The sequence below is a fragment of the Ruegeria sp. BB7 genome, from assembly GCF_056539365.1.
The window spans coordinates 581,948-605,090 of sequence record NZ_JBQFUV010000001.1; the positions used below are offsets into that span (position 1 = coordinate 581,948).

Genomic DNA, 23,143 nt, shown 5'->3' on the forward strand with positions numbered 1-23,143 from the left:
ATACTGCTTGGTCTTTACCAGCAATACCAGAATAAAACAGTCTAGCATAGAGTTGCCGGAACTAAAGAATCTTGGGAGCAAAGCCATGTATGACCTTGCCGTAATGTGGGAATGGATCGCATTTTCCGTCCGCTGGCTGCACGTAATCACCGCAATGGCGTGGATTGGGGCATCATTCTACTTTATCGCGCTGGACCTCATGCTAAAGCCGAACCCCGCTCTGCCGGACGGGGCCTACGGTGAAGAATGGGAAGTACATGGGGGCGGTTTCTACCACACCGTCAAATATCTGGTGGCGCCTGCCCGGATGCCTGAACATCTGACCTGGCACAAATGGCAAAGCTATACGACGTGGCTCTCAGGTGCGGCCTTGCTCATGATCATCTATTGGGTCGGCGGCGAGTTGTTCCTGCTTGATCCGACCAAAGCGGACCTGGCGCTGTGGCAGGGGATTCTGATCTCAGGCGGATCGCTGACGATTGGTTGGCTGCTCTACGATCAGATGTGCAAATCGAAGCTGAGCGATCACCCGACTGTTCTGATGCTGCTGTTGTTCTTAATCCTCGTGATCATGTCCTGGGGCTACAACCAGATATTCACTGGCCGTGCCGCGCTTTTGCATCTTGGTGCGTTCACCGCAACAATCATGACGGCCAATGTGTTTTTCCAGATCATGCCAAACCAGCGGATCGTGGTCGAAGACCTCAAGGCCGGTCGGACACCTGACGCCAAATACGGCAAGATCGCCAAGGTACGCTCCACGCATAACAACTATCTGACCTTGCCGGTCGTGTTCCTGATGCTGTCGAACCACTATCCGCTGGCTTTCGGCACCGAGTATTCGTGGATCATCGCCAGCCTGATCTTCCTGACTGGCGTCACCATCCGTCACTACTTCAACACTATGCACGCAACCGGGAAGGGCCCGCACTGGACCTGGGCTGTCACGGTTCTGCTTATGGTCGTAATCGCCTGGCTGTCTTCGGTAAGAAACGGTGAAACGTGGGAAGACGCCGAAGCACGTGATCTGACGCCATATGAGCAGAAATATGCGTCAGCCGCGGGGTTCGAAGAAGCTTACGACACAGTCTTGGGCAATTGTTCAATGTGCCATGCCCGCGAGCCGGTGTATGGAACCATGAAATGGGCCCCAAAAAAGGTTTACCTTGAAACACCCGGTGATGTGGCCCGACAGGCCGACCAAATCTATCTGCAGGCGGGGATCAGCCATGCAATGCCTCCGCCATCAGCGGTTCAGATGGACGAAGAAGCACGTCAGACAATCATCGCCTGGGTGCGGGAAGTCAGAGATCAGTAGACGCCTCATATCCGAGAAATGACAAAACTGGGTTTTCTGGCCCAGTTTTTTTGTGATTAGAAGCTACGCAAAGAACCGTTTGCTGTGTTGCGCAATATGTTCCACGAAAAGACGCACCTTGGGGTCCTGAAGTTTTTTGTGTGGATAGAGACATCCGAAAATTGTCGGCAAAGGTGGCGTCTCTGGTAGGACCTCCACCAATCGACCATCGTCGAGATATTCCCGCACGTCAAAGCGCGGCTTGTTGACGACTCCCTTGCCTGCCAAGGCCCAGTCGGTCAGCACATCTCCATCATCTGCATCGTATTTGCCGCGAACCTCGAGTTTTCGTGGGCCCATATCGGTTCGGAGGGTCCAGAAATATTCCGGAGACCTTGGATAACGCAACAAAAGGCAGTTGTGGGGCGCATACAACAGGTCGTCTGGTGTCTTGGGTGTACCAAACTTTGATAAGTAATCGGGCGAGGCACATAAAATACGATCACAATCTGCGAACTTCCGCAGTTTCATCGTGGAGTCGCTGGGCTCACCAATGAAAAATGCGATGTCTAAACCATCAGCCAATATGTCCACCTTGCGGTCGGACAGGCGCATCCGAATCTCTGTTTCCGGGTAAAGATCCGAGAAATCCGGGACCAGAGGCGCAACTATTCTGCGCCCGACACCCAGCGGCGCGGTGATACGAATGGCACCTCGGGGGGCGTCGGAAAAGCTGGCGACACGCGCTTCGGCGTGATCAAGCGCCAGCAAGACGGCTTTAGCTTCATCATAAAAAACCGTCCCGACTTCGGTCGGAGTCATCGACCGGGTCGTTCTATTGAACAGCCGCACGCCCAAATGGTTCTCAAGTTCTTTCAACCGTTTGCTGGCCACGGCCGGGGTCAACCGCAGGTCGCGCCCGCCGGACGTGATACTGCCCAGCTCCATCACTCTGACGAAGACACGCAGACTTTCGATGTACGACATTTGATCCTCCCGATGGGGAAAGACTGCGCCAAGTCATTTCCTTTTTCAACGATCTGTTGAAAGTATTTGTCGTTTCCAGCAATTTTAAGACTCAATCGTTGCTTCTATGGTCTCCCCGATCACCCGCCGGAAGGCAGGGGTAGAGGGAGAATATCATGACGCATCGCACCGACATCCAGTTTGTCCTCAACGGCAAGGACGTGTCCGTCCCAAGCGTATCGGCAGACCAGACGCTTCTGGACTTTCTGCGACTGGAACGCCGACTGACTGGCACAAAGGAAGGCTGCGCCGAGGGAGACTGCGGTGCGTGCACCGTACTTGTAGGGCGGCTTGGCAGCGCGGGTCTGACCTATGTTCCGGTAAATGCCTGTATCCGGTTTCTTGCCTCTGTTGATGGTTGTCACGTCGTGACGGTGGAACACCTGTCAGGTCCAGACGGTCGTCTGCACCCGGTTCAGCAGGCAATGATCGATCATCACGGCAGCCAGTGCGGGTTCTGCACACCGGGCTTCGTCATGGCGCTGTATGCGCTGTGGATGCAAACCCCAGAACCAACCGAAGGACAGGTCGAAACTGCGCTGCAGGGAAACTTGTGCCGCTGCACCGGATATGAGCCAATCATCCGTGCCGCCGTTGCCGTCAGCCGCTATGGAACTCCGGCGTCGGACCATCTGAACACGGAACGAGAAGCCATGACCGCGCGTCTGGCTGCCCTCAAAGACGGGCGACGCGTGGTGTCCGGACCAGAGGACAATCTGAGCATCATCCCCTCCAGCGTTGATGATTTTGCCGAGTGCCTGCAGACCTACCCCAAGGCCACAATCGTGGCGGGGGCCACGGATGTGGGCCTTTGGGTCACTAAATTCCTGCGCAACATTGGGCCAGCCATCTTCACCGGTCATCTCGAAGACCTGAAAACAGTCGAAAGACAGGGTTCCCTCCTCCTGATCGGTGCTGGCGCCAGCTACACCGATTGCCAGGAACTCCTGTCAGAGCACTTGCCACACCTGTCCTCCTACTGGGATCGCATCGCAGGGTGGCAGGTGCGGAATATGGGAACAGTTGGCGGGAATATCGCCAACGGCTCCCCCATCGGGGATACGCCGCCGGTTCTGATCGCGCTTGGTGCGGAAATCACGTTGCGGCGTGGATCCGAAAGCCGGACACTGCCTCTGGCTGATTTCTTCATCGACTATGGCAAGCAAGACCGCCAACCCGATGAGTTTGTCGCCAGCATTCATGTGCCCCTGCCCGGACCCAACGATCTGGACGCGGCTTACAAGATTTCCAAGCGTCGTGACGAGGACATCTCCTCCGTGGCTGCCGGTATCCACATGACTGTCACAGACGGCACCATCAGCAATACGCGCATCGCTTTCGGCGGCATGGCTGCCACGCCCAAACGTGCTGCCGCTGCCGAAGCGGCTTTGAACGGCCAACCCTGGGCGAGTGAAAGCTTCGAAGCCGCTGCCGAAGCGCTGGCGCAGGACTTCGCGCCCCTGACCGATTGGCGTGCCTCATCTGACTACCGGATGCTGAGTGCCCAGAACCTGCTACGTCGGTTCTTCCTTGAAAACGACGCCCAAACTGACACCCCCGTTCAACTGGCTTGCGCCTAACAAGGAGACGAGAAAATGAAAGATAACGTTTCCATTATTGGATCAGCCCACACCAACGTGAACCACGACAGTGCGATCAAGCATGTCACCGGGCGAGCCGATTATACCGACGATATTGCTCAGCCCGAAGGCACGCTGCACGCCTATCTCGGCGTCTCTGACGTTGCTCATGCCAAGCTTTTGGGCATTGATTTCTCCGATGTTCTGGCCACACCGGGTGTCATCGGCGTGCTGACGGCGGATGACGTGCCGGGGGTCAATGACATCAGCCCAACCCACCTGAATGACGAACCGGTTTTCCCGACCGATGCCATTCAGTTTCACGGCCAACCTCTGTTTGCCGTGGTTGCCGAAAGCCGCGACATTGCGCGCCGGGCTGCAGAACTGGCAAAGATCGAATACGAAACCCTGCCCCACGCGCTGGACCCGATTGCCGCGCAGGAAGCTGGATACCCGCATGTCACTGCGCCGCTCAAACTGGAGCGCGGTGACGTTGGCCCGGCGCAGGCAACTGCACCCAACCGGATCAAAGGCCGTATGAATGTCGGCGGTCAGGATCACATGTACCTTGAAGGTCACATCGCCTTTGCCATTCCGGGCGAAGACGACGATGTGGTCGTGCATTGCTCGACCCAACACCCATCCGAGGCGCAGCATATGGTGGCGCATGTTCTTGGGGTGCCCTCCAATGCCGTTGTGGTCAACGTGCGCCGCATGGGTGGCGGATTTGGCGGTAAAGAAAGCCAGATGAACCTCTTCTGCGCCGTTGCCGCCATGGCTGCCAAAAAGTGGAACCGCGCCGTGAAAATCCGCCCCGACCGGGATCAGGACATGACGGCAACCGGCAAACGTCATGACTTTGTGATCGATTATGATGTTGCCTTTGACCACGATGGCCGCATTCAGGCCGTTGAAGGCAGCTTTGCCGCACGCTGCGGGTTCTCGGCGGACCTGTCCGGCCCCGTGACCGACCGGGCGCTTTTCCATGCGGACAACGCCTATTTCTATCCGAATGTGCGCCTGAACAGCCATCCTATGAAAACCAACACCGTGTCGAACACTGCGTTCCGTGGGTTTGGCGGGCCGCAAGGCGTGATCGCCGCAGAACGGATGATCGAAGAGATTGCCTATGCCACGGGGCAGGACCCGCTGGATGTGCGCAAGACCAATTTCTACGGTACCACGGACCGCAACATAACTCCGTATCATCAGGAGGTCGAAGACAGCATTCTCGACCGACTGGTCGGAGAGCTGGAAGAGACGTCCGAATACCGCAAGCGCCGTCAGGACATCATTGAGTTCAACAAGACATCGCCGATCCTGAAAAAAGGCATCGCGCTTACACCCGTCAAGTTCGGTATTTCCTTCACCGCGACCTGGTACAATCAGGCTGGTGCGCTGGTGCATGTCTACAATGATGGTTCGATCCACCTGAACCACGGCGGCACTGAAATGGGGCAAGGCCTCAACACCAAGGTTGCGCAGGTCGTGGCCGAGGCTTTTCAGGTTGATTTCAGCCGGATCAAGATTACCAAGACGACGACGGAGAAGGTTCCAAATACCTCAGCCACTGCGGCCTCCAGCGGAACCGATCTGAATGGCATGGCGGCGCTGAACGCCGTCGAGCAAATCAAGGAACGCTTGGTCAAATTCGCAGCCGAGACTTGGAATGTCGCCCCCGAAGACGTGACCTTTCACGCCAATCAGGTGCATATCGGCCAAGAGGTTCTGCCGTTCGATGCATTTATCAAGCAAGCCTATCTGGCGCGTGTGCAGCTGTCGGCAGCCGGGTTCTACAAAACGCCGAAAATCCACTGGGATCGCGCAAAGGGGCAAGGCCGCCCGTTCTACTACTACGCTTATGGTGCGTCATGCTCCGAGGTGACGATTGACACCCTGACTGGTGAGTACCGCGTCGACCGTACAGATGTGCTGCACGATGTCGGGCGCTCGTTGAACCCTGTGCTCGACAAGGGGCAGGTCGAAGGCGCGTTTATTCAGGGCATGGGATGGCTGACCACCGAAGAGCTTTGGTGGGATGATGCCGGTCGGCTGCGCACTCATGCGCCGTCCACCTACAAGATCCCGCTCGCGTCGGACCGCCCGCGAATCTTCAATGTGAACCTCGCCGATTGGTCGGAAAACCGCGAGTTGACGATCAAACGGTCCAAAGCGGTTGGCGAGCCGCCGTTCATGCTAGGCATTTCGGTGCTCGAGGCGCTGTCGATGGCTGTGGCGTCTGTCGCCGACTATCGGGAATACCCGCGCCTTGACGCGCCAGCCACGCCCGAACGTGTCCTGATGGCCGTGTCACGGCTGCAAAAAGGTTCCTGAGCCATGGCTACCGTGGGTTCTCTGAACGAATTTCTGTCCGCTCAGCGTTGCGTTATCCAAGTCGCCCTTACGCGTGTGCGCGGGTCTTCTCCGCGCAATGAGGGGACAGAGATGTTCGTGGCATCCGGGGCGCTGTGGGGAACCATCGGTGGTGGCCAATTGGAGTTCATGGCCATCAACGCCGCGCGGGACATGCTGCGCGATGGGGTACTGCATCAAGATCTGGATGTGCCTCTTGGCCCTGAAATCGGGCAATGCTGCGGTGGTCGCGTTGAGTTGAAACTGACCCGTATGCGAGTGTCAGACAAATGGGCCGCAACAGAACGTGCGACCCGGCGCGAGGAAGCGTTGCCGCATGTCTATGTGATGGGCGCGGGCCACGTGGGGCGCGCTTTGGCCAATCAGCTTCAGCATCTGCCAGTGCGCTGCATCCTTGTTGATACCCGACCCGAGGAAGTCGAACTTTGCACTGCAAATGTCGAAACCCGAGTGAGCGCAATTCCTGAGGCCGACATCTGGAGTGCGCCTGCGGGCAGCGCCTTTATCGTTCTGACCCATGATCATGGGCTTGATTTCTTGCTGACATCCGCAGCACTGGAACGTCAGGACGCCGCATATGTGGGGATGATCGGATCCGCCACCAAGCGGGTCAAGCTCAGAAACTGGGCGCACAAGAACTGCGACGGACAGTCAATCGAACATTTGAATTGCCCCATCGGGGCTAGCGGTAGCCGCGACAAGCGGCCCAGCGTCATCGCCGCCTTCGTGGTGGCCGAGGTGATGGCTGAATTGACCTCTGAAACTGCCGCGACCGCCCCGATCGGGGCAAACCAGGCGCCCCTGGAGGGCCACCATCACGACCGGAAAGGGAGATCGGCCTGACATCAGTCGGGCAATTCCGGTCACATCAGAGGAGGAGACCGTCATGGACGGGAGGACCTACGACTACAAGCTGTTTACCCGCAGCGATTTCAGCGCTTTCTGGGCGCTGTTTACCGACAACCTAGTAAATTTGCTGATCCTGTCAGGTGTCTGTCAGTTCGTGTTTCAGATGCCTGCAGAAATCGTCTTTGGCCGCATCGTTCCCGGTGCCGCCGTCGCGATTTTGGCCGGTGTCGCCGTCTACACATACCTCGCCAAATGGGCCGCTACTGCTCAAGGTAAAGATGTAACCGCGTTGCCTTACGGCATCTCGACCCCGGTTATGTTCGTCTACCTGTTTGGCGTTATCGGACCGATCTATTGGGCAACCAATGACCCGATGCTTGCATGGCAAGTGGGCATCGGAGCCGGGTTCATGGGCGGCATCGTTGCGGCCTTGGGCGCCATCGTTGGGCCATACCTCAAGCGGATCACGCCCCGCGCCGGGATGCTGGGCACGCTTTGTGGCATCGCCTTGGTCTTCATCGGTTCCGTGCCGCTGGCCGAAGTTTTCGAAAACCCCATCATCGGTTTTACCTCGCTGCTGTTCATACTCTGGGGCCTGATCGGTCGTTTCCGCCTCCCGCGCAACGTCCCTGCAGGTCTGGTTGCGATTGCTGCCGGTACGGTAATCGCTCTTATCCTTGGTGAATCGAAGATCGACGTGAGCGGCATCGGTTTCTATCCGCCGATCCCCTATATCGGCGACCTCATTGCCGGTGTGCAGTACCTGTTCGCAAACCCCGAACTGTTTCTGGTGCTGATCCCTGTGCAAATCTACAACTTCATCGAAACGATGAACAATGTGGAGTCGGCCGAGGCCGCAGGTGACCACTACCCGGTCGGACTGTGCCAGGTCACAGATGGCGCGGGCACGATGCTGGGCGCGCTGTTTGGATCGCCCTTCCCAACCACGGTTTACATCGGTCATCCAGCTTACAAACGGCTTGATGCGCATGCAGGTTACATCGTCGGCGTCGCCGTCGTGATCGCCGCGGCTGCGTTCCTGGGCTTCCTGTCATTCCTTGCTGGCCTGATCCCGATTGCTGCAGCGGCACCTGTACTGGTCTTTGTCTCGGTCAGCCTGATCACCAATACGGCCTGGGCTGTGAAACCGATGCACATGGCTGCAGTATCCTTTGCTATCCTGCCCCACATCTCGGCCTTCCTGATGGTCAAGTGGGGATCATTGATGAACGCGTTGCGTAGCACCGGTGTAGAAGGCTTGCCCTCGCTGGGTGACGAAGGCCTGACCGCAGCTCTACTGATGGAAGGTGCTCACTACGAAGGACACCTGGCGCTGAGCCAAGGCGCGATCATCACCGGTCTGGTCTGGGGTGCAATCGTGGCTGACGTGATTGACGGCCGTTTCCGGATGGCAGGGGCGTTTGCTGCCGCTGGCGGGCTGATGTCTGCCGTAGGGATCATTCACTCCTACACACTGCAGATGCCTCAGTTCGACGGAATCACCATCGGCTACCTGATCATTGGCGCGTTCCTCTACGTTTACCCGATGTTCGCGCCCAAAGAGGACCTGGAGCATCGCGTCATCGTACCGGATGAGCCCGATCTGATCGACGACGACACACCTGCGCAACAGGCCTGAACCATGGCGGGGCAGCCACAGGGCTGCCCCTCTATCCGTTTTCCCACGACATACGAGACATTCCATGACACAGAGATTGCTGCGCGGTCGTCTGCTGACCTTTAATCGCGAGCCCCAAAACGGCGAAGACACCGGCGCTTATACTTATCTTGAAGACGGCGCCCTGCTGATACAGGACGGGATCATCCAAGACACCGGCCCCTTCACCGAGATCAGCGCGAAAGCTGGGAATTTGCCGGTGACAGACCATCGCCCCCACCTTATGATGGCCGGCTTCATCGACACACACATTCACTTCCCGCAAGTGCAGGTGATCGCCTCGTGGGGCGCGCAGCTTTTGGACTGGCTCAACAACTACACCTTCCCGGAAGAAACCCGATTTGCCTCGGACGAGCACAGTGCACTTATGGCACGCGCGTTTTTCGATCAACTTGTCACACACGGCACGACGACTGCGGTTGCCTATTGCTCGGTCCACAAGACGTCGGCGGACGCCTTTTTTACCGAAGCGACCAGACGAAACATGCGCATGCTTGGCGGCAAGGTCCTGATGGACCGCAATGCGCCCGAAGGCCTGCAGGACACTCCGCAAACAGGGTACGATGACACCAAGGCCCTGATCGCGGATTGGCACGGCAAGGGCCGCAATGGTTATGTCATCACACCCCGTTTTGCGATCACGTCCTCGCCCGAACAAATGGCGATGGCGCAGGTGTTGGCGCAAGAACATCCCGACTGCCACATTCAGACTCATCTGTCCGAAAACAAAGATGAGATCGCCTACACAAAGCAGCTTTACCCGCAGGCGCGCGACTATCTGGATGTCTACCAGTCCTATGGTTTGCTGTCGCAGAAAACGCTTCTTGGTCACTCCATCCACCTGGAGGCGCGCGAAATAGACGCGCTCGCGGAAACCGGTGCGCACCCCGTATTCTGCCCAACCTCAAACCTGTTCCTTGGCAGTGGTCTTTTTGACCATGGAGGGTTGAAAACGCGCGGTATCTCTAACGGCATCGCAACAGATGTTGGCGCTGGCACAAGTTATTCGATGCTCCAAACTCTCAACGAGGGCTACAAAATCCTGCAATTACAGGGACTTTCCCTGCATCCCCTTCAGGCCTTCCATTGGGCGACACTCGGCAATGCAAGCGTTCTTGGGTTGGAGGATAAAATCGGAAACCTGAGCCCCGGAACCGAGGCAGATATCGTCGTTCTAAACGCACGCAGCACTCCTGCCATGGCCTTGCGCATGGACCGCGTGGATAGTCTTGCAGAAGAGTTATTTGTTTTGCAGATGATGGGGGATGACCGCGCGATTGAGGAAGTCTACATCTCAGGAGCGCCAAGCACCGGAACCCGACCAAATGTGCCGAACGAGAGCTTCGCAAATACTCCGGCCATGACGCGGACGTGACATGCAGTAGAGGAAGCACAGTTCGGTCCAACGTTTGGAAAGTACAGAGAAGTCGCATTTGTTGCGCAAACAGGGTGTTCACAGCCAAGTGCCAGACTAACCTCAATGCGCAACAAATCTGGCCTTCGATTTCTGAACTAGACTAGAGCTAAAACTACTCTTCATAGCAGCACTCATTTTTCCAAGCGCTACCGTGAAACTCGGGAGGTTAGCCAGCGATGGTGTCACCAAGTAATTCGAGGGCATCACTCACGTCGAGTGTGTGCTCTCCTCCTGTGACCGCCTCCAGGGCAGCACGTAAACCGGGGATGGCAATGTGTTTGCGCCCATATTTTTCGCATTGCCTCAAATAATCTGTCGCGGTTCGAAGTTCGAACATACTAGCCCGCTGTCGTCGGGCACTGCCGGTGCTGCCAGACGGTTTCGAATCAGCCTCAGCTAGGCGGGTAAAAGATCGCTTCTGGTTGAAGTGGTCATAGATAGAAAACAGCAGCGGCCAGCTTCCGCAAACTTGGCATGGGCCTAAAGCGCTGCATCACCCGATCGCGACGTTGAAATGGCAGATGAGGGGGCTCGACTCGATTTGTGGGCAACCTGCCCGCCTCTACCCAGCTTATTTTGACCGGATCAGAATCGGAACCAACAGGAATTGCCGCGCAATTCCAGGACAGAAAACACTCATGAAATGAGATTGGCTTAGGTGGCGGGGAGACAGGGATTCGAACCCTGGGAACGCTCTCACGTTCAACGGTTTTCAAGACCGCCGCATTCGACCACTCTGCCACCTCCCCGCGTGATGCCGGGTCTAAGGCCAACTGGAAACGGTGGCAAGAGCCAAATAGGGAAAACTCGCCTATGCGTGCGCAGTGGTCTTTCCATGACACCCTACCCCCGTTATGCTTTGCGTGAGGACCGTAACAGACCGGCAACACAGAACCGGCGACGAACGGTGGGGTTCAGGAAACGAGACCCCTTCAGGCAAGGGATGACAAAATGAAGCGAGCGACTGAGATACGTGTAAAACCGCGATCAGCAGCGGTGTTGGCCGTGACGCTGGCGGTGCTGGCAAGTTGTGATGAGAGTTTGTCGACAGATGGCGCCTCGATAGAGGTCCAAAGTGAAGACTCACAAACAAATGACCCGGTTGAACTGTTCGCAACAGCCCCGTCAGCATCCGACAAAACCGTCGAGGCACCAGATGTTTTCAATGTGACCGAGGCTGGCCTTTGGGACGGACGCCCGTCGCTGGGGGGTATTTGGGTGGCCCACCCGGATGTGACGCAGCCCGAGCGTGTTGTCATTAAGAATACGACGAACAACAAATCCATTACCGGCGCTTTGTTCCGGCGGGAAAGACACCTTCCGGGGCCAGCTCTGCAACTTTCATCCGCAGCCGCGGAAAAGTTGGGTATCCTTGCGGGCTCACCCACCAAGGTCGAGGTCATCGCCCTGCGGCGTAAACCGGTGGAGAAGAAAGTAGAAGAACCGGTAGAGGTTGTTGAACCTCAGACCGCTGACAGTGCGCCCAAGAAAGAAGAAACCAAGCCGCAGAAGAACGCGGTCGATACCGCGTCAGCCGAAGAGGACAAGCCAAACAAGCGCAAGTGGTGGCAGAAGAAAGAAACGGTTGCAGCGGCGGGCGTAGCAGGAGCAGTAGCCGCGACGGCAAGTGAGACCACAACCGAGGCCGGGACTGCAGCACCTGAAGAGGTTGTTGAAACCGCAACCGAGACGCCCGCGACAGCCGCCCTGTCGGATCCTGAGGTGACACCGCCAGAGGACAAGCCCGAGAAACGAAAATGGTGGCAGAAGAAAGACCCTGACGAAATCACAGAAACGCCTTTAGACCCCATTGAAGGGGCCGCAGCCGCCATTGAGGCATCAGAACCCACTCCGGTCAGTGCAAACACCGCCGCCGCAGAAACGCCGGCCAAGTCTCTGACCAAACCGTTTGTTCAGGTTGGAACCTTCAATGTCGAGGCCAATGCCAAAAGCGCGGCGTCAAAAATTGAACGAAACGGAATGCCTGCGCGCGTCCGCGAACTTAAGACCGGCGACAAGACGGTCTGGCGTGTGCTGGTTGGTCCCGCAGCCAATCGAGCAGAGCGCAACGCGATGCAGGCCGACGCCAAAGATCTTGGCTTTACTGACGCGTTTACCGTCAAAAACTGAAACAAAGGAGGCCCCAGTTGCTGTCCTCACTGCGATCATCTGTTTTGACCCTCGGGCTGGCGTTGTTTGCGCTGCCCGCCCACGCCTTTGATACAACCGCCCGCGCGGCTTACGTGATCGACCAGACGACCGGTACAGTTCTACTGTCCAAAGAGGCCGATCAGCCCTTGCCGCCCGCATCGATGTCCAAGCTGATGACGCTCTATGTTGCGTTCGAAGCGCTGCGCGATGGCCGACTGACACTGGACGAAACCCTGCCCGTGTCGGAACACGCGATGAGTTATGGTGGCTCAACCATGTTCCTGAACACACAGGACCGCGTCCGGGTCGAAGATCTGCTGCGTGGCATTATCGTTCTGTCTGGCAATGATGCCTGCGTTGTGATCGCCGAAGCGCTCAGCCCGGATGGAACCGAGGCCGGATTCGCCCGGTACATGACCCAGCGCGCCGAACAGATGGGTATGGACAATTCGAACTTTGCCAACTCCAACGGCTGGCCCGCTGCGGGACATATGATGTCGGTGCACGACCTTGCGGTATTGGCGGATCGCTTGATCGCGGATTTCCCGGAATATTACCCCCTGTTCGCCGAGGAAATTTTTGAATTCGACGGTCGTGCGCCCTCGAACAAGCGGAACCGCAACCCACTGCTGAAACTGGGGATAGGTGCCGATGGCCTGAAAACCGGCCACACGCAAGAGGCCGGATATGGCCTTGTCGGCTCGGCCAAGCAAGGGGATCGCAGGGTAATCTTCGTTCTCACTGGCCTCGATAGTACCGCAAAACGGGCAGAGGAGGCTGAGGCCGTGGTTAACTGGTCGTTTCGAAATTTTGTCGAGAGGACAGTTGCCAACCCGGAAACGCCAATAGCCGAGGCCAAAGTCTGGATGGGGTCGCAAAAGACCGTGGGATTGGTTCCCGAAGAGGACCTATCGCTGTTGTTCCCGGTTCTGGGCGACAAGAATATCGAGGCTGAGGTAGTCTATGACGGTCCGGTCAACGCGCCGATCGAAAAGGGGCAGCAATTGGCTGAACTGGTGATCAAGCCGGAAGGTCTGCCGGAAATCCGCCGCCCGCTGCTGGCTGCCGAAGCCGTGCCCGCCGGAGGATTCGTAGTACGCATGATGACCGTAGGCGGTATTGTTCTAACCGATGTGATCGGCAACCCTCTGGATGCACTGTGACGGGAACTGGGTTGTTTCTGACCTTCGAAGGTATTGACGGATCAGGCAAGTCATCGCAGGCGCGCATGCTGGCCGAGCATTTGCGCGATCTGGGGCATGACGTCGTCCTGACCCGCGAACCTGGCGGCTCAGCCGGGGCTGAAGAGATTCGACGTCTGGTTCTGGAAGGCGACCCTGATCGCTGGTCCGCCGAGTCGGAACTGCTGCTGTTCACCGCCGCACGGCGGGATCATCTGGAGCGCACCATAGAACCGGCGCTGGCCGCGGGCAAAGTCGTGATCTGTGATCGCTTCGCTGACAGCACTCGAATGTATCAGGGGCTGTCTCGTGGAAATCTGCGCGATTTGGTCGATCAGTTACACACCCTCATGATCGGACGCGAGCCCGATCTGACGCTATTGATCGACATGGATCCGCAAACCGGCCTTTCTCGTGCCAAGGGTCGGCAGGGCACTGAAGAACGCTTTGAGGATTTCGGCATTGACCTGCAGCAAAAGATGCGAGCTGGTTTTCTGGCGCTGGCGGACGAGTTTTCCAACCGCTTCCGCGTGATTGATGGCAACCGGGACATGGACAGTGTTGCACAGGATGTGACAGAAATCGTTCTGCAAGCACTGCGATAGACTATAGATGAGCGACGACACCCCGACCCCGGATCAGGCTCCCGGAGCCCCGCACCCGCGCGAGACCCAGCAAATGTTTGGGCAAAATGAGGGCGAGCAGGCGTTTTTAAACGCCTACACCTCGGACCGGCTGCATCACGGCTGGCTTCTGACCGGTCCTCGTGGGGTCGGCAAGGCAACGCTGGCCTGGCGGATCGCCCGTTTTCTGCTGGCAACGCTACCGGCTGAGGAGGATGGGTTGTTCGGTGCGCCTCCGCCCCCCGAGTCTCTGGAGATTGATCCCGATCATCCCGTCGCGCACCGTATTCTGGCTGGTGCCGAGCCAGGGCTTGCCGCCATCACCCGTTCGCTGAACGATCAGGGACGGTTGCGCAACGAAATCGTGGTCGACGACATCCGCAAGCTGGGGAAGTTCTTTGGCCTGTCGTCCGCTGATGGCGGGCGCCGGGTCGTGATCGTGGACTCGGCGGACGAGATGAATGTCAGCGCGGCCAATGCCCTGCTGAAAATGCTGGAAGAACCGCCTGCACGCACCACTTTGCTTTTGGTCTCACATCAGCCCTCGCGTCTGTTGCCGACAATACGGTCTCGCTGCCGAACCCTGCGTCTGTCGCCGTTGGGGGCCGAGGACATGCAGGCCGCCCTTACTCAAACCGGAACTGAACTGCCAGCGCAGACTGATCATCTGGCAGCGCTGGCCGCCGGGTCTGTCGGTGACGCGGTTCGGCTGATCAATTTGGGCGGGTTGGAAATTTATGCCGAGCTGATCGCAATTCTGGGCACCCTGCCCCGTATGGACCGCCAACGCGCGCTGAGGCTGGCCGAGGCTGCCGCCCAGCGCGGCGCGGCCGAGCGGTTCGAGCTTCTGTTAACCCTTATCGACGTCGCCCTGTCTCGCCTCGCGCTGACTGGCGCAACTGGCGCGCCGCCTATGCCCGAAGCCGCCCCGAATGAGGCAGAAACATTGTCCCGCCTGTCTTCTTCGCCTCAACAAGCACGACAATGGGCCGAGGTCGCCGCGACAATCACTGCCCGCGCGCGACATGGTCAGGCGGTGAACCTTGACCCTGCCGCTCTGGTCCTAGATACGGTGTTCAAGATACAGGAAACCGCCGGTCGGAGCAGATGAGCGACACCCCCCAAATCACCGACAGCCATTGCCATCTGGACTTCCCTGATTTCGAAGGGCAGCTGGACCAGATCATCGCCAACGCCACCGAAGCCGGCGTGACTCGCATGGTCACGATCTGCACCCGCCTGCGCAATGAGCCCACTATCCGCGCCATTGCCGAGGCTCACGCGCCCGTCTTTTATGCCGCTGGCACCCACCCCATGAGCGCCGCGGACGAACCGATGGCCACTTTGGACGAACTGGTCGCGCTGTCGCAACATCCAAAGTTTGTGGGCATTGGCGAAACCGGGCTGGACTACCATTACACGGGCGACAGTGCTGATGTGCAGAAGCAATCTCTGCGCGTCCATATCGAAGCTGCGCAGCGTACTGGCCTGCCGCTGATCATTCATGCCCGCGCAGCGGATGACGATATGGCCCGCATCCTGTCCGAGGAACACCGCAACGCACCTTATACCTGCGTCATGCACTGCTTTTCCTCCTCGGCGGAATTGGCCAAGGCCGCGCTGGACCTGGGTTTTTACCTGTCAATGTCCGGCATCGCCGCCTTCCCCAAAAGCCAGGAGTTGCGCGATATCTTCGCCTTGGCCCCGGTCGACCGCATTCTGGTGGAAACCGACGCGCCCTATCTGGCGCCGCCCCCATATCGTGGCAAACGTAATGAACCGGCTTACACCGCCCACACAGCCCGTAAAGGGGCAGAGGTGTTCGGCATGGCCTATGCCGATTTTGCCGCCCAAACGCAGGCCAATTTTGATCGCCTCTTTACCAAAGCCGCGACCTATAAGGCGGCTGCATGACCGAACTTCGCTGCACCATCCTCGGTTGTGGCTCGTCCGGCGGCGTGCCCCGGCTAGGTGGGCATTGGGGCGATTGTGATCCGAATAATCCCAAGAACATCCGCCGGCGTTGTTCGATGCTGGTCGAGCGTGACGGGCCCGAAGGCACAACGTCCATCCTGATTGATACACCACCCGACATGCGCAGCCAGCTGCTGGACAGCGGAACCGGACGGCTGGATGGCGTTGTATATACGCATTCACACGCCGACCATGTTCACGGTATCGACGACCTGCGTATGATCGTGTTCAACATGCGTGAACGTGTGCCAGTCTGGGCAGATGGCGATACCCAAAACGCGTTGCTGGGGCGGTTCGGCTATGCCTTCATTCAGCCCGAGGGCTCTCCGTACCCGCCGATCCTCGATCTTAAATCCATAGATGGCCCATTTGAAATCGACGGCCCCGGTGGTCCGGTCCCTTTTCACCCGTTCAAGGTCAACCACGGGTCGATTGACTCATTGGGATTCCGGATGGGCGGGCTGGCATATCTGCCAGATGTGGCAGATATCTATGACGATGCTTGGGCGATAATGCAGGGGTTGGACTGTCTGGTCATCGACGCCCTACGTCGGTCGCCACATCCGACCCATACACATTTGGAGAAGACGCTTGGCTGGATTGACCAGCTGCAACCAAAACGCGCAGTCCTGACGAATATGCATATCGACCTCGACTATGACACGGTCGACGCGGAAACTGCAGACCATATCACCCCCGCCTATGATGGCATGGTGATCCATCAGGCTCTGTAGACCGCTGCAAAGGGGTCCCGCGATATCCCCTGGGGTAGCAAGATGCTGCAAAGCCTGATCGACGTCATCCTGCCGGTTTTCCTTGTGATCGGAGCGGGCTACGCTGCCACTTATTTGGGGTATTTCAAGGAAATCCATATCGACGGGCTGATGAAGTTCACCCAAGGCTTCGCCATCCCGTGCCTGCTGTTTCTTGCTATCGTGCGTCTGGACCTGAGTACCAGCTTTGATCCTCGGCTGCTGGTCAGCTTCTACACCGCCGCTGCGCTGTGTTTCATCGCTGGTTTGTTCGGTGCCCGCCTTATCTTTCAGCGCGAGTGGGAGGACTGCATCGCCATCGGCTTTTGCTGCTTGTTTTCCAACTCGGTGTTACTGGGCTTGCCGATTACTGACCGAGCCTATGGGCCTGAAAATCTGGCAGGAAACTATGCGATCATCGCCTTCCACGCGCCGTTTTGCTATTGCATCGGCATCACCGTGATGGAGGTTGTTCGAAACCGCGGCAATGGCGGCAAACAAATGGCCCGGTCGGTACTGTCCGCGATGTTTCGAAACGCACTGATCCTTGGTATTGCTCTTGGGTTTATCGTCAATCTGTCTGGCGTCGGTGTGCCGCTGGTAGTGGACGAAGCGCTTGGTCTGATAACCGGGGCTGCCTTGCCCGGTGGCCTATTTGCGTTGGGAGGAATACTGGTCAAATACAAACCCGAAGGCGATCTGCGCGCGATTGCGTATGTCTGCGGTGTCTCCTTGTTGCTGCACCCCAGCCTTACGTGGCTGTTCGGGTCGGTGGCGGGACTGCCGCAGGATTTGTTTCGATCTGGCGTTCTGACATCTGCTATGGCACCCGGTTTCAACGCCTATATTTTCGCCAACCTATATGGCCGGGCCAAACGAGTCGCAGCCTCAGCGGTTCTGATCGGGACAGCCGCGTCAATCCTGACGGTCTGGTTCTGGCTGACGCTTTTGGGCTGACAATAGCATGGTATGGATTGACTTTATTGCGTCATGAAACACCTATCGAAAAACCAGACAGGACCAATGAAATGCCCCACGCCCTTATTGTCGCCCATGGCCAACCGTCAGATCCGGGCCCAGCCGAACAGGCACTTGCCGCCTATGCGGCCGAAGTGGACGCCCTGTGCGAAGGTGTGACTGTGCGTTCGGCGACCCTCGCCGCGCCGGGCGTGTTCGAAGGCTGCGTATCAGAACTGTCGGATGACGCGGTGATTTACCCGCTTTTCATGGCCAATGGGTGGTTTGTCACCAGCGCCCTGCCCAAACGCCTTGCCGAAAGGAAGCTCCCTATTCTCGAACCGCTGGGGGTTGATCCGAACTTGCCAGGACTGGTCGCCGAAGCGCTGTCCGACACGCTGAAAGACAACAAATGGGCCCCGCAGGACACCGATCTGGTTCTGGCCGCCCATGGCTCGGGCCGCAGCCGCAACCCGTCCGCAGTGGCTCGGACCTTCGCCGCTGAATTGGCTCAGCGGCTGGCCTTCAGATCAATTCGCCCAGGCTTTGTCGAGGAACCCCCTTCAATTTCCGAAGCAGCCTCTGGCGTGTCAGCGCAAGCTCTGTGCCTGCCCTATTTTGCATGCACTGGAGGTCATGTGCTTGAGGATGTACCGCAAGAGTTAGAGGCAGCCGCATTCACAGGTCAGGTCATGCCCGTTGTCGGAGAACTGCCCCAGATCAAGCGCCATATCGCCACCACTCTGACCCGCGCATTTCAACGGGACTGACCACCCAGCCACTTGGTTTACGCGCGATTAGTTCGAGGCAACCCCGGATTTTGCGTCACCGTGACGAAGCCCATCTAGTGCAGAGTACTGGCAATGCCGGGACCGGCCCTTCCTTTTCGCCTCATACAAAGCCAAGTCCGCCGCGTTCATGATTTCTGCCACTTTGGGGGACGAAAACTGGGTCGACAACGCGGTGCCTATGCTGCCTGAAACCCGGCAGGTGTTATTCTCGAACTGCATCGGTTTTTGCAGCCGGTCGATCAGGCGCGCGGCTATTGATGACAGAATAACTTCGTCCGACATCCCCTTGAAAATAATAACGAACTCATCCCCACCGATACGAGCAACTGTATCGTCGTTGCGAGTTTCCTCGATCATAATCCGAGCGACCTGCTGCAACACAAAATCACCTGCTGCATGCCCGTACTGATCGTTGACTGATTTGAAGAAATCCAGATCCAAATGCATCAGGGCGAAGGGGGCATTTCCCGAAACCAGATGCCCAAGCAGCACATCCAAGGCCCGTCGGTTTTTCAATCCGGTCAGCATATCGGTAAATGCCTGCTCCTCGGCCGCCAACATTGCACCCTGCAGGCGCAGATTCAGCGACCGCGAAGCTTCCATTGCGGCAGATTTTGCCTCGACCAGATACAACAGTTCGATCGCCAGGTCAGTACCCGAGAAGTCCGCGCTGGTCAGCGCATAATCACGTACCGCATCCAGTATCGAGATACCGAACGATAGGTTAATGACCGCGCCTTTTCCCCGTGGCAGAGGCGCAATCAATCCCTTAAGCGCCGTGCGTGGCGTGCCATGAAGTTTGAGGTGAAGCTTAGCTCCGGCCAATGACATCAACCCCGAAGGGGTCGTTACCGACCGTGGTCGAACCAGCTCGAACACTTCCAGAAAGTCTTTCCCCGCCATCGGTTGACCAGGTCGCAGTTTCTGCAAAGTCGGACCCACACGCGTTATCCGACCATCTTCGTCAACTAGAACGAACATTGGGCAAAGTGTCTCCAACAAGCCCGCCAGATCACCAGCACCCTTCATGACTTGCGCGCTCCAAGATCGAAATGGCGCCCTTTAGCGAAGGCACTTTCCACAAGCACCACTGAAATCACCTCGGCCTCGCCGTTTTGACCGTCATGGGACAACATCGCCAAAGCGCCGTAGTCGTCAGCCATGGCACGCAGTACTCCGACCATGACGCTGGAATATCCTACCAGCCCCGGATGGCAGAGCAATCGGAATTCTGTCGGGTTAACCTCAATCAACTCAAGCGCTGGCAGACAAAGATCAGAGACCGCCAACCGAACCCTGTCAGACAAATCGTCCAGTGAATGCAGGAATTCCACATATGTTACGCCGCCGAACCGCAGCAGCCGACGCAGGTCTTCCATTTTAGGGTGCGAGACCAGATAGGTTCCCAGATCCTCAAGGATTTCAGCACGCGGGCGTTTCAATTCGGCACATACTGCATCCATAACCCGGATCGTCACGTCATCATCATAGACAAGCATGGCCTCAAACTCGGTAAAGCTCAGTTCAGCCGCGTCGGCCACGCGCAACCAGCATGACTGACCGTAAGTCACGCACACAAAAGATTGGACCGCCCGATTGATCAAACCATGCATTTGATGCCCCAAATTGGTTTCCACACCAATCTGGCCTGACAATCCTTAACAAACCCCCAAGATGCGCCATAGCGTACAGACAATATGAACAAGACTTGGGATGGACGCCCTGATGAAAAACTAGAAGTCCGTCGGCGCCCCGCCTTCGGCCTTTCTGCGGGCCACGAAATCAGCCAGTTCTTCTCGGATTGCATCATCCATCTCCGGAGGTTCAAAGCTGGTGATGATTTCCTTGAACATGTGATGAGCACGCTCGGCCGTCCAGATGCCGCCCGCGACGTTCCAGCCTTCGTAGTTTTTCCAATCACTTAGGAAGGGTTGATAAAACGCCGTAGTGTACCGATCCTGCGTGTGCTGAATGCCAAAGAAATGACCATCATTGCCCACCGAGCGGATAGCGTCCAGAGCGATTTCATCCGGGCCGGTCTCTGTGATCTCTGGCTGCATATAACGCTGAATTTGCTGCAAGATTTCGCAATCCATGATGAATTTTTCAGGGCTTGCGATCAAGCCGCCCTCAAGCCATCCGGCGGCATGATAAACCATGTTGGTGCCCGACTGCACCGAAGCCCAGAGTGAATTGGACGTCTCCCAAACAGATTGCCCGTCAGGCACATTCGCAGCACACACACCCGACGATCGCATAGGCAGACCGTAAAACCGCGCCATCTGCCCTGTCATCTGAGTGGAACGCATATATTCCGGCGTGCCGAAGGCAGGAGCGCCAGATTTCATATCCACATTGGATGTGAACGTGCCGATAACACAAGGATTCCCTGGGCGCACATATTGAAACAAGGCGATCGCACACAGCGCCTCGGCCAGCGATTGTGCCACGGCCCCGGCCATGGTTACAGGTGCCATCGCACCGGCCAACGTAAACGGAGTAACGACGATAGCTTGCCCGCGCCGCGCCAACCGAAGACAGCCATCAATCATAGGATGGTCGTGTTTCAGTGGAGACGTTGAGTTGATGTTGGTGTACATCCGGGGCGTTGCTTCGAACTCTTCGTGGGTCAGGCCACCTGCGATGCGAACCATCTCCATCACGTCTTCGACCCGCTCTTTGCCCAGCGAATAGGCGTGCATCGCCTTATCTGTCAGGGTCAGCTTATCATAAAGCACGTCCAGATGCCGCACACTGGCATGGATATCAACTGGCTCGACCGGATAACCTCCGGCGAAATGAATGCAATTGAAGTACTGTGTCAGCTTCAAAAGATTGCGGCACATGTCTCGGTTGCCAGGCACTTTGGTGCCAATCTCCATATCCCAGTAATTCGGCGGAGAAGACACGTTTCCGAACACCATGTTCTTTCCGCCGATCTCGATCCTGTGTTCGATGTTGCGCGGCGTGATCGTGAATGTAGATGGTGCCTTGCCGACCATCGCCATGACAAAGTCCCGGCCCATACGGACATTGTCGCCTTCGACCGTACAGCCTGCCTTGCGCAGAATACCCTTGGCTTCTTCGTTGTAGAACTCGATCCCGATCTCTTCGAGGATGCGCATCGCCCCCTCGTGGATCGCCTCGATCCCTTCCGGATTCAGCGGTTCCGTCGGATGATCGATATTGACCGGAGGGCTCCAGGGCATCTGGTCGATTACTGCGCTACCCCGGCGCTCGGCGGCCCCGGCCCGCCCGCCAGCACGACGCCTACGCGATTTTGTATCTGCCATATGATCCTCCGGAACTTGCGTCCTTCCATGCAAGCCCCGAAGTTGGGTGTCTGGCCGTTCTGTCTGCGACAGAGTCTGTCGGTTTTTTATTCCAATGCTGCGAAACTGATCTCTGAAAGATCAGTTTTTGGCCAACCAGCCGGGAATGTGACCGATATCCGGCAAAACGACATCCGCCATCGGTGCCAGAGCTTCGGCCGGCGCGATCCCTGTGAGAACACCGATTGTTGTCATCCCTGCTGCGCGCCCGGCCTGCAAATCATGCAAGCTGTCGCCGACCATGGCCACCTGTTCCGGATCTACGCCAACATGCGTGGCAAAGGCCAACAACTGACCGGGTCCCGGTTTGAACCCGTGGCCGCTGTCGTAACCGGCAACAAAGTCAAAATGTTCCCGGATTCCCACCGACGCCAAGTGCTGCAACGCAGGCATTTCACTGTCGTTGGTCGCCACACCAAGCTTGAATCCTGCTTGCCGCAACCCGTCCAGAAACGGCACCAGAGGCACGGCCTGAGCCTGCGGTGCCGCAGCTGCCTCGGTGTTCAACACATCGAGCAATTCCTCAAGTGACATAGCTGAAACATGCTCGATGAGAACCTCGGCGATTTCCTCGACTGTTGCGGCAATCACAATGCTGTCTTCGGCATAGGTTGCCGTTTCAAGGTCAAATCCGATGACGCGCCCCAATTCGGCCGCTCGTGCATGGTCGCCATCTGCCAGTCGCAGAACCAGATTTCGTCCGAAAGCCCCCCAAGTATTTGCAAAGTCAAAAAGGGTTCCGTCCTTGTCGAACAGGATCGCGTCAATGGGCATGGTTTTCTCCTGCACAGATGTTGAATCAGGTCCAGTGAACGTCGGCACCGCCGGACAATACCGCGCGCGCTTGACCCGGCAGATCGTATGGCACTGAATTCGCGTCACAGAAGGCGATTACCCACGAATCGTCAAGCATCAGAAATTCCAAGATCGACCCGAGGAACTCAGGCTCTGCAGCCCTGTCCCGCAAGTCCTGCGCCGATGCACCAGTCGAACCCAGGAAAACTGGCAACAACTCTTCATTTCCAACTAACCAGCCCAAGACATTCAGAGCCAAAGTTTCAGCGGATTGGGCAGAGATTGGCATAAAATAGCCCCGGATCAGGTCATGGAAAGGGTTTGTTAACCAGACTCATAAACACTTTGGCAACGCATGCAATCAACG

Annotated in this window: 20 protein-coding genes and 1 tRNA gene; 14 read left to right on the forward strand and 7 right to left on the reverse strand. The window is 57.3% G+C overall.

The annotated features are described in order from the left end of the window. Positions 1-85: 85 nt before the first annotated feature. On the forward strand, positions 86-1,318 hold the full coding sequence (locus ACR0D7_RS02865) for a urate hydroxylase PuuD (RefSeq protein ID WP_480677652.1): 1,233 nt from the start codon (positions 86-88) through the stop codon (positions 1,316-1,318). A gap of 63 nt (positions 1,319-1,381) precedes the next feature. On the opposite strand, the gene ACR0D7_RS02870 is transcribed toward ACR0D7_RS02865, so the two are convergent. Beyond that, complete coding sequence (locus ACR0D7_RS02870) at positions 1,382-2,284, reverse strand: LysR family transcriptional regulator (protein ID WP_170381640.1); 903 nt, start codon at positions 2,282-2,284, stop codon at positions 1,382-1,384. A 155-nt stretch (positions 2,285-2,439) separates the two neighbouring features. On the opposite strand from ACR0D7_RS02870, the gene xdhA reads away from it, so the two are divergent. The 5 genes from xdhA to guaD all read left to right on the forward strand — a co-directional run bounded on the left by xdhA (position 2,440) and on the right by guaD (position 10,178). Beyond that, the gene (gene xdhA, locus ACR0D7_RS02875) at positions 2,440-3,903 is read left to right on the forward strand and encodes a xanthine dehydrogenase small subunit (RefSeq protein WP_480677653.1); all 1,464 of its coding nucleotides are present in this window, start codon (positions 2,440-2,442) and stop codon (positions 3,901-3,903) included. Between the two features lie 15 nt (positions 3,904-3,918). Continuing rightward, complete coding sequence (xdhB, locus tag ACR0D7_RS02880) at positions 3,919-6,237, forward strand: xanthine dehydrogenase molybdopterin binding subunit (protein ID WP_480677654.1); 2,319 nt, start codon at positions 3,919-3,921, stop codon at positions 6,235-6,237. 3 nt (positions 6,238-6,240) lie between these two features. After that, entirely contained in the window at positions 6,241-7,119 is an 879-nt protein-coding gene (gene xdhC, locus ACR0D7_RS02885) for a xanthine dehydrogenase accessory protein XdhC (protein ID WP_480677655.1), read from the forward strand. A 43-nt stretch (positions 7,120-7,162) separates the two neighbouring features. Continuing rightward, a complete protein-coding gene (locus ACR0D7_RS02890; RefSeq protein WP_480677656.1) occupies positions 7,163-8,764 on the forward strand; it encodes a xanthine/uracil/vitamin C permease in 1,602 nt (533 codons plus the stop codon). Between the two features lie 64 nt (positions 8,765-8,828). After that, positions 8,829-10,178, forward strand: coding sequence for a guanine deaminase (gene guaD, locus ACR0D7_RS02895; protein WP_480677657.1), 1,350 nt, complete (start codon positions 8,829-8,831; stop codon positions 10,176-10,178). A gap of 701 nt (positions 10,179-10,879) precedes the next feature. Here guaD and ACR0D7_RS02900 read toward each other — a convergent pair. After that, positions 10,880-10,969: transfer RNA gene (locus tag ACR0D7_RS02900), tRNA-Ser, on the reverse strand. A 202-nt stretch (positions 10,970-11,171) separates the two neighbouring features. On the opposite strand from ACR0D7_RS02900, the gene ACR0D7_RS02905 reads away from it, so the two are divergent. The 8 genes from ACR0D7_RS02905 (at position 11,172) to ACR0D7_RS02940 (ending at position 18,628) form a co-directional block, all read left to right on the forward strand. Continuing rightward, entirely contained in the window at positions 11,172-12,350 is a 1,179-nt protein-coding gene (locus ACR0D7_RS02905) for an SPOR domain-containing protein (protein WP_480677658.1), read from the forward strand. Positions 12,351-12,367: 17 nt separating this feature from the next. Beyond that, positions 12,368-13,534, forward strand: a complete 1,167-nt coding sequence (locus ACR0D7_RS02910; protein WP_480677659.1) for a D-alanyl-D-alanine carboxypeptidase family protein — start codon at positions 12,368-12,370, stop codon at positions 13,532-13,534. Then, complete coding sequence (tmk, locus tag ACR0D7_RS02915) at positions 13,531-14,157, forward strand: dTMP kinase (RefSeq protein WP_480677660.1); 627 nt, start codon at positions 13,531-13,533, stop codon at positions 14,155-14,157. The genes ACR0D7_RS02910 and tmk overlap by 4 nt, the downstream gene beginning before the upstream one ends. 7 nt (positions 14,158-14,164) lie before the next feature. Beyond that, positions 14,165-15,286, forward strand: a complete 1,122-nt coding sequence (locus ACR0D7_RS02920) for a DNA polymerase III subunit delta' (protein WP_480677661.1) — start codon at positions 14,165-14,167, stop codon at positions 15,284-15,286. After that, a complete protein-coding gene (locus ACR0D7_RS02925; RefSeq protein WP_480677662.1) occupies positions 15,283-16,089 on the forward strand; it encodes a TatD family hydrolase in 807 nt (268 codons plus the stop codon). The genes ACR0D7_RS02920 and ACR0D7_RS02925 overlap by 4 nt, the downstream gene beginning before the upstream one ends. After that, complete coding sequence (locus ACR0D7_RS02930; protein WP_480677663.1) at positions 16,086-16,883, forward strand: MBL fold metallo-hydrolase; 798 nt, start codon at positions 16,086-16,088, stop codon at positions 16,881-16,883. The genes ACR0D7_RS02925 and ACR0D7_RS02930 overlap by 4 nt, the downstream gene beginning before the upstream one ends. A 42-nt stretch (positions 16,884-16,925) precedes the next feature. Next, a complete protein-coding gene (locus tag ACR0D7_RS02935; protein WP_480677664.1) occupies positions 16,926-17,858 on the forward strand; it encodes an AEC family transporter in 933 nt (310 codons plus the stop codon). A gap of 71 nt (positions 17,859-17,929) precedes the next feature. After that, on the forward strand, positions 17,930-18,628 hold the full coding sequence (locus tag ACR0D7_RS02940) for a CbiX/SirB N-terminal domain-containing protein (protein ID WP_480677666.1): 699 nt from the start codon (positions 17,930-17,932) through the stop codon (positions 18,626-18,628). A gap of 27 nt (positions 18,629-18,655) precedes the next feature. Here ACR0D7_RS02940 and ACR0D7_RS02945 read toward each other — a convergent pair whose 3' ends face one another. From ACR0D7_RS02945 to ACR0D7_RS02965, 5 genes are all read right to left on the reverse strand, one after another. Continuing rightward, positions 18,656-19,678: a GGDEF domain-containing protein gene (locus ACR0D7_RS02945; RefSeq protein ID WP_480677667.1), complete on the reverse strand. Its 1,023-nt coding sequence runs from the start codon at positions 19,676-19,678 to the stop codon at positions 18,656-18,658. Further along, on the reverse strand, positions 19,675-20,262 hold the full coding sequence (locus ACR0D7_RS02950; RefSeq protein ID WP_480677668.1) for a heme NO-binding domain-containing protein: 588 nt from the start codon (positions 20,260-20,262) through the stop codon (positions 19,675-19,677). Before ACR0D7_RS02950 ends, ACR0D7_RS02945 begins: the two co-directional genes overlap by 4 nt. 120 nt (positions 20,263-20,382) lie before the next feature. Continuing rightward, a complete protein-coding gene (locus ACR0D7_RS02955; RefSeq protein ID WP_480677669.1) occupies positions 20,383-21,942 on the reverse strand; it encodes a trimethylamine methyltransferase family protein in 1,560 nt (519 codons plus the stop codon). Positions 21,943-22,062: 120 nt separating this feature from the next. Continuing rightward, a complete protein-coding gene (locus tag ACR0D7_RS02960) occupies positions 22,063-22,755 on the reverse strand; it encodes an HAD family hydrolase (RefSeq protein WP_170381657.1) in 693 nt (230 codons plus the stop codon). A gap of 25 nt (positions 22,756-22,780) precedes the next feature. Beyond that, positions 22,781-23,065, reverse strand: coding sequence for a DUF3572 domain-containing protein (locus ACR0D7_RS02965; protein ID WP_480677670.1), 285 nt, complete (start codon positions 23,063-23,065; stop codon positions 22,781-22,783). Positions 23,066-23,143: the final 78 nt, after the last annotated feature.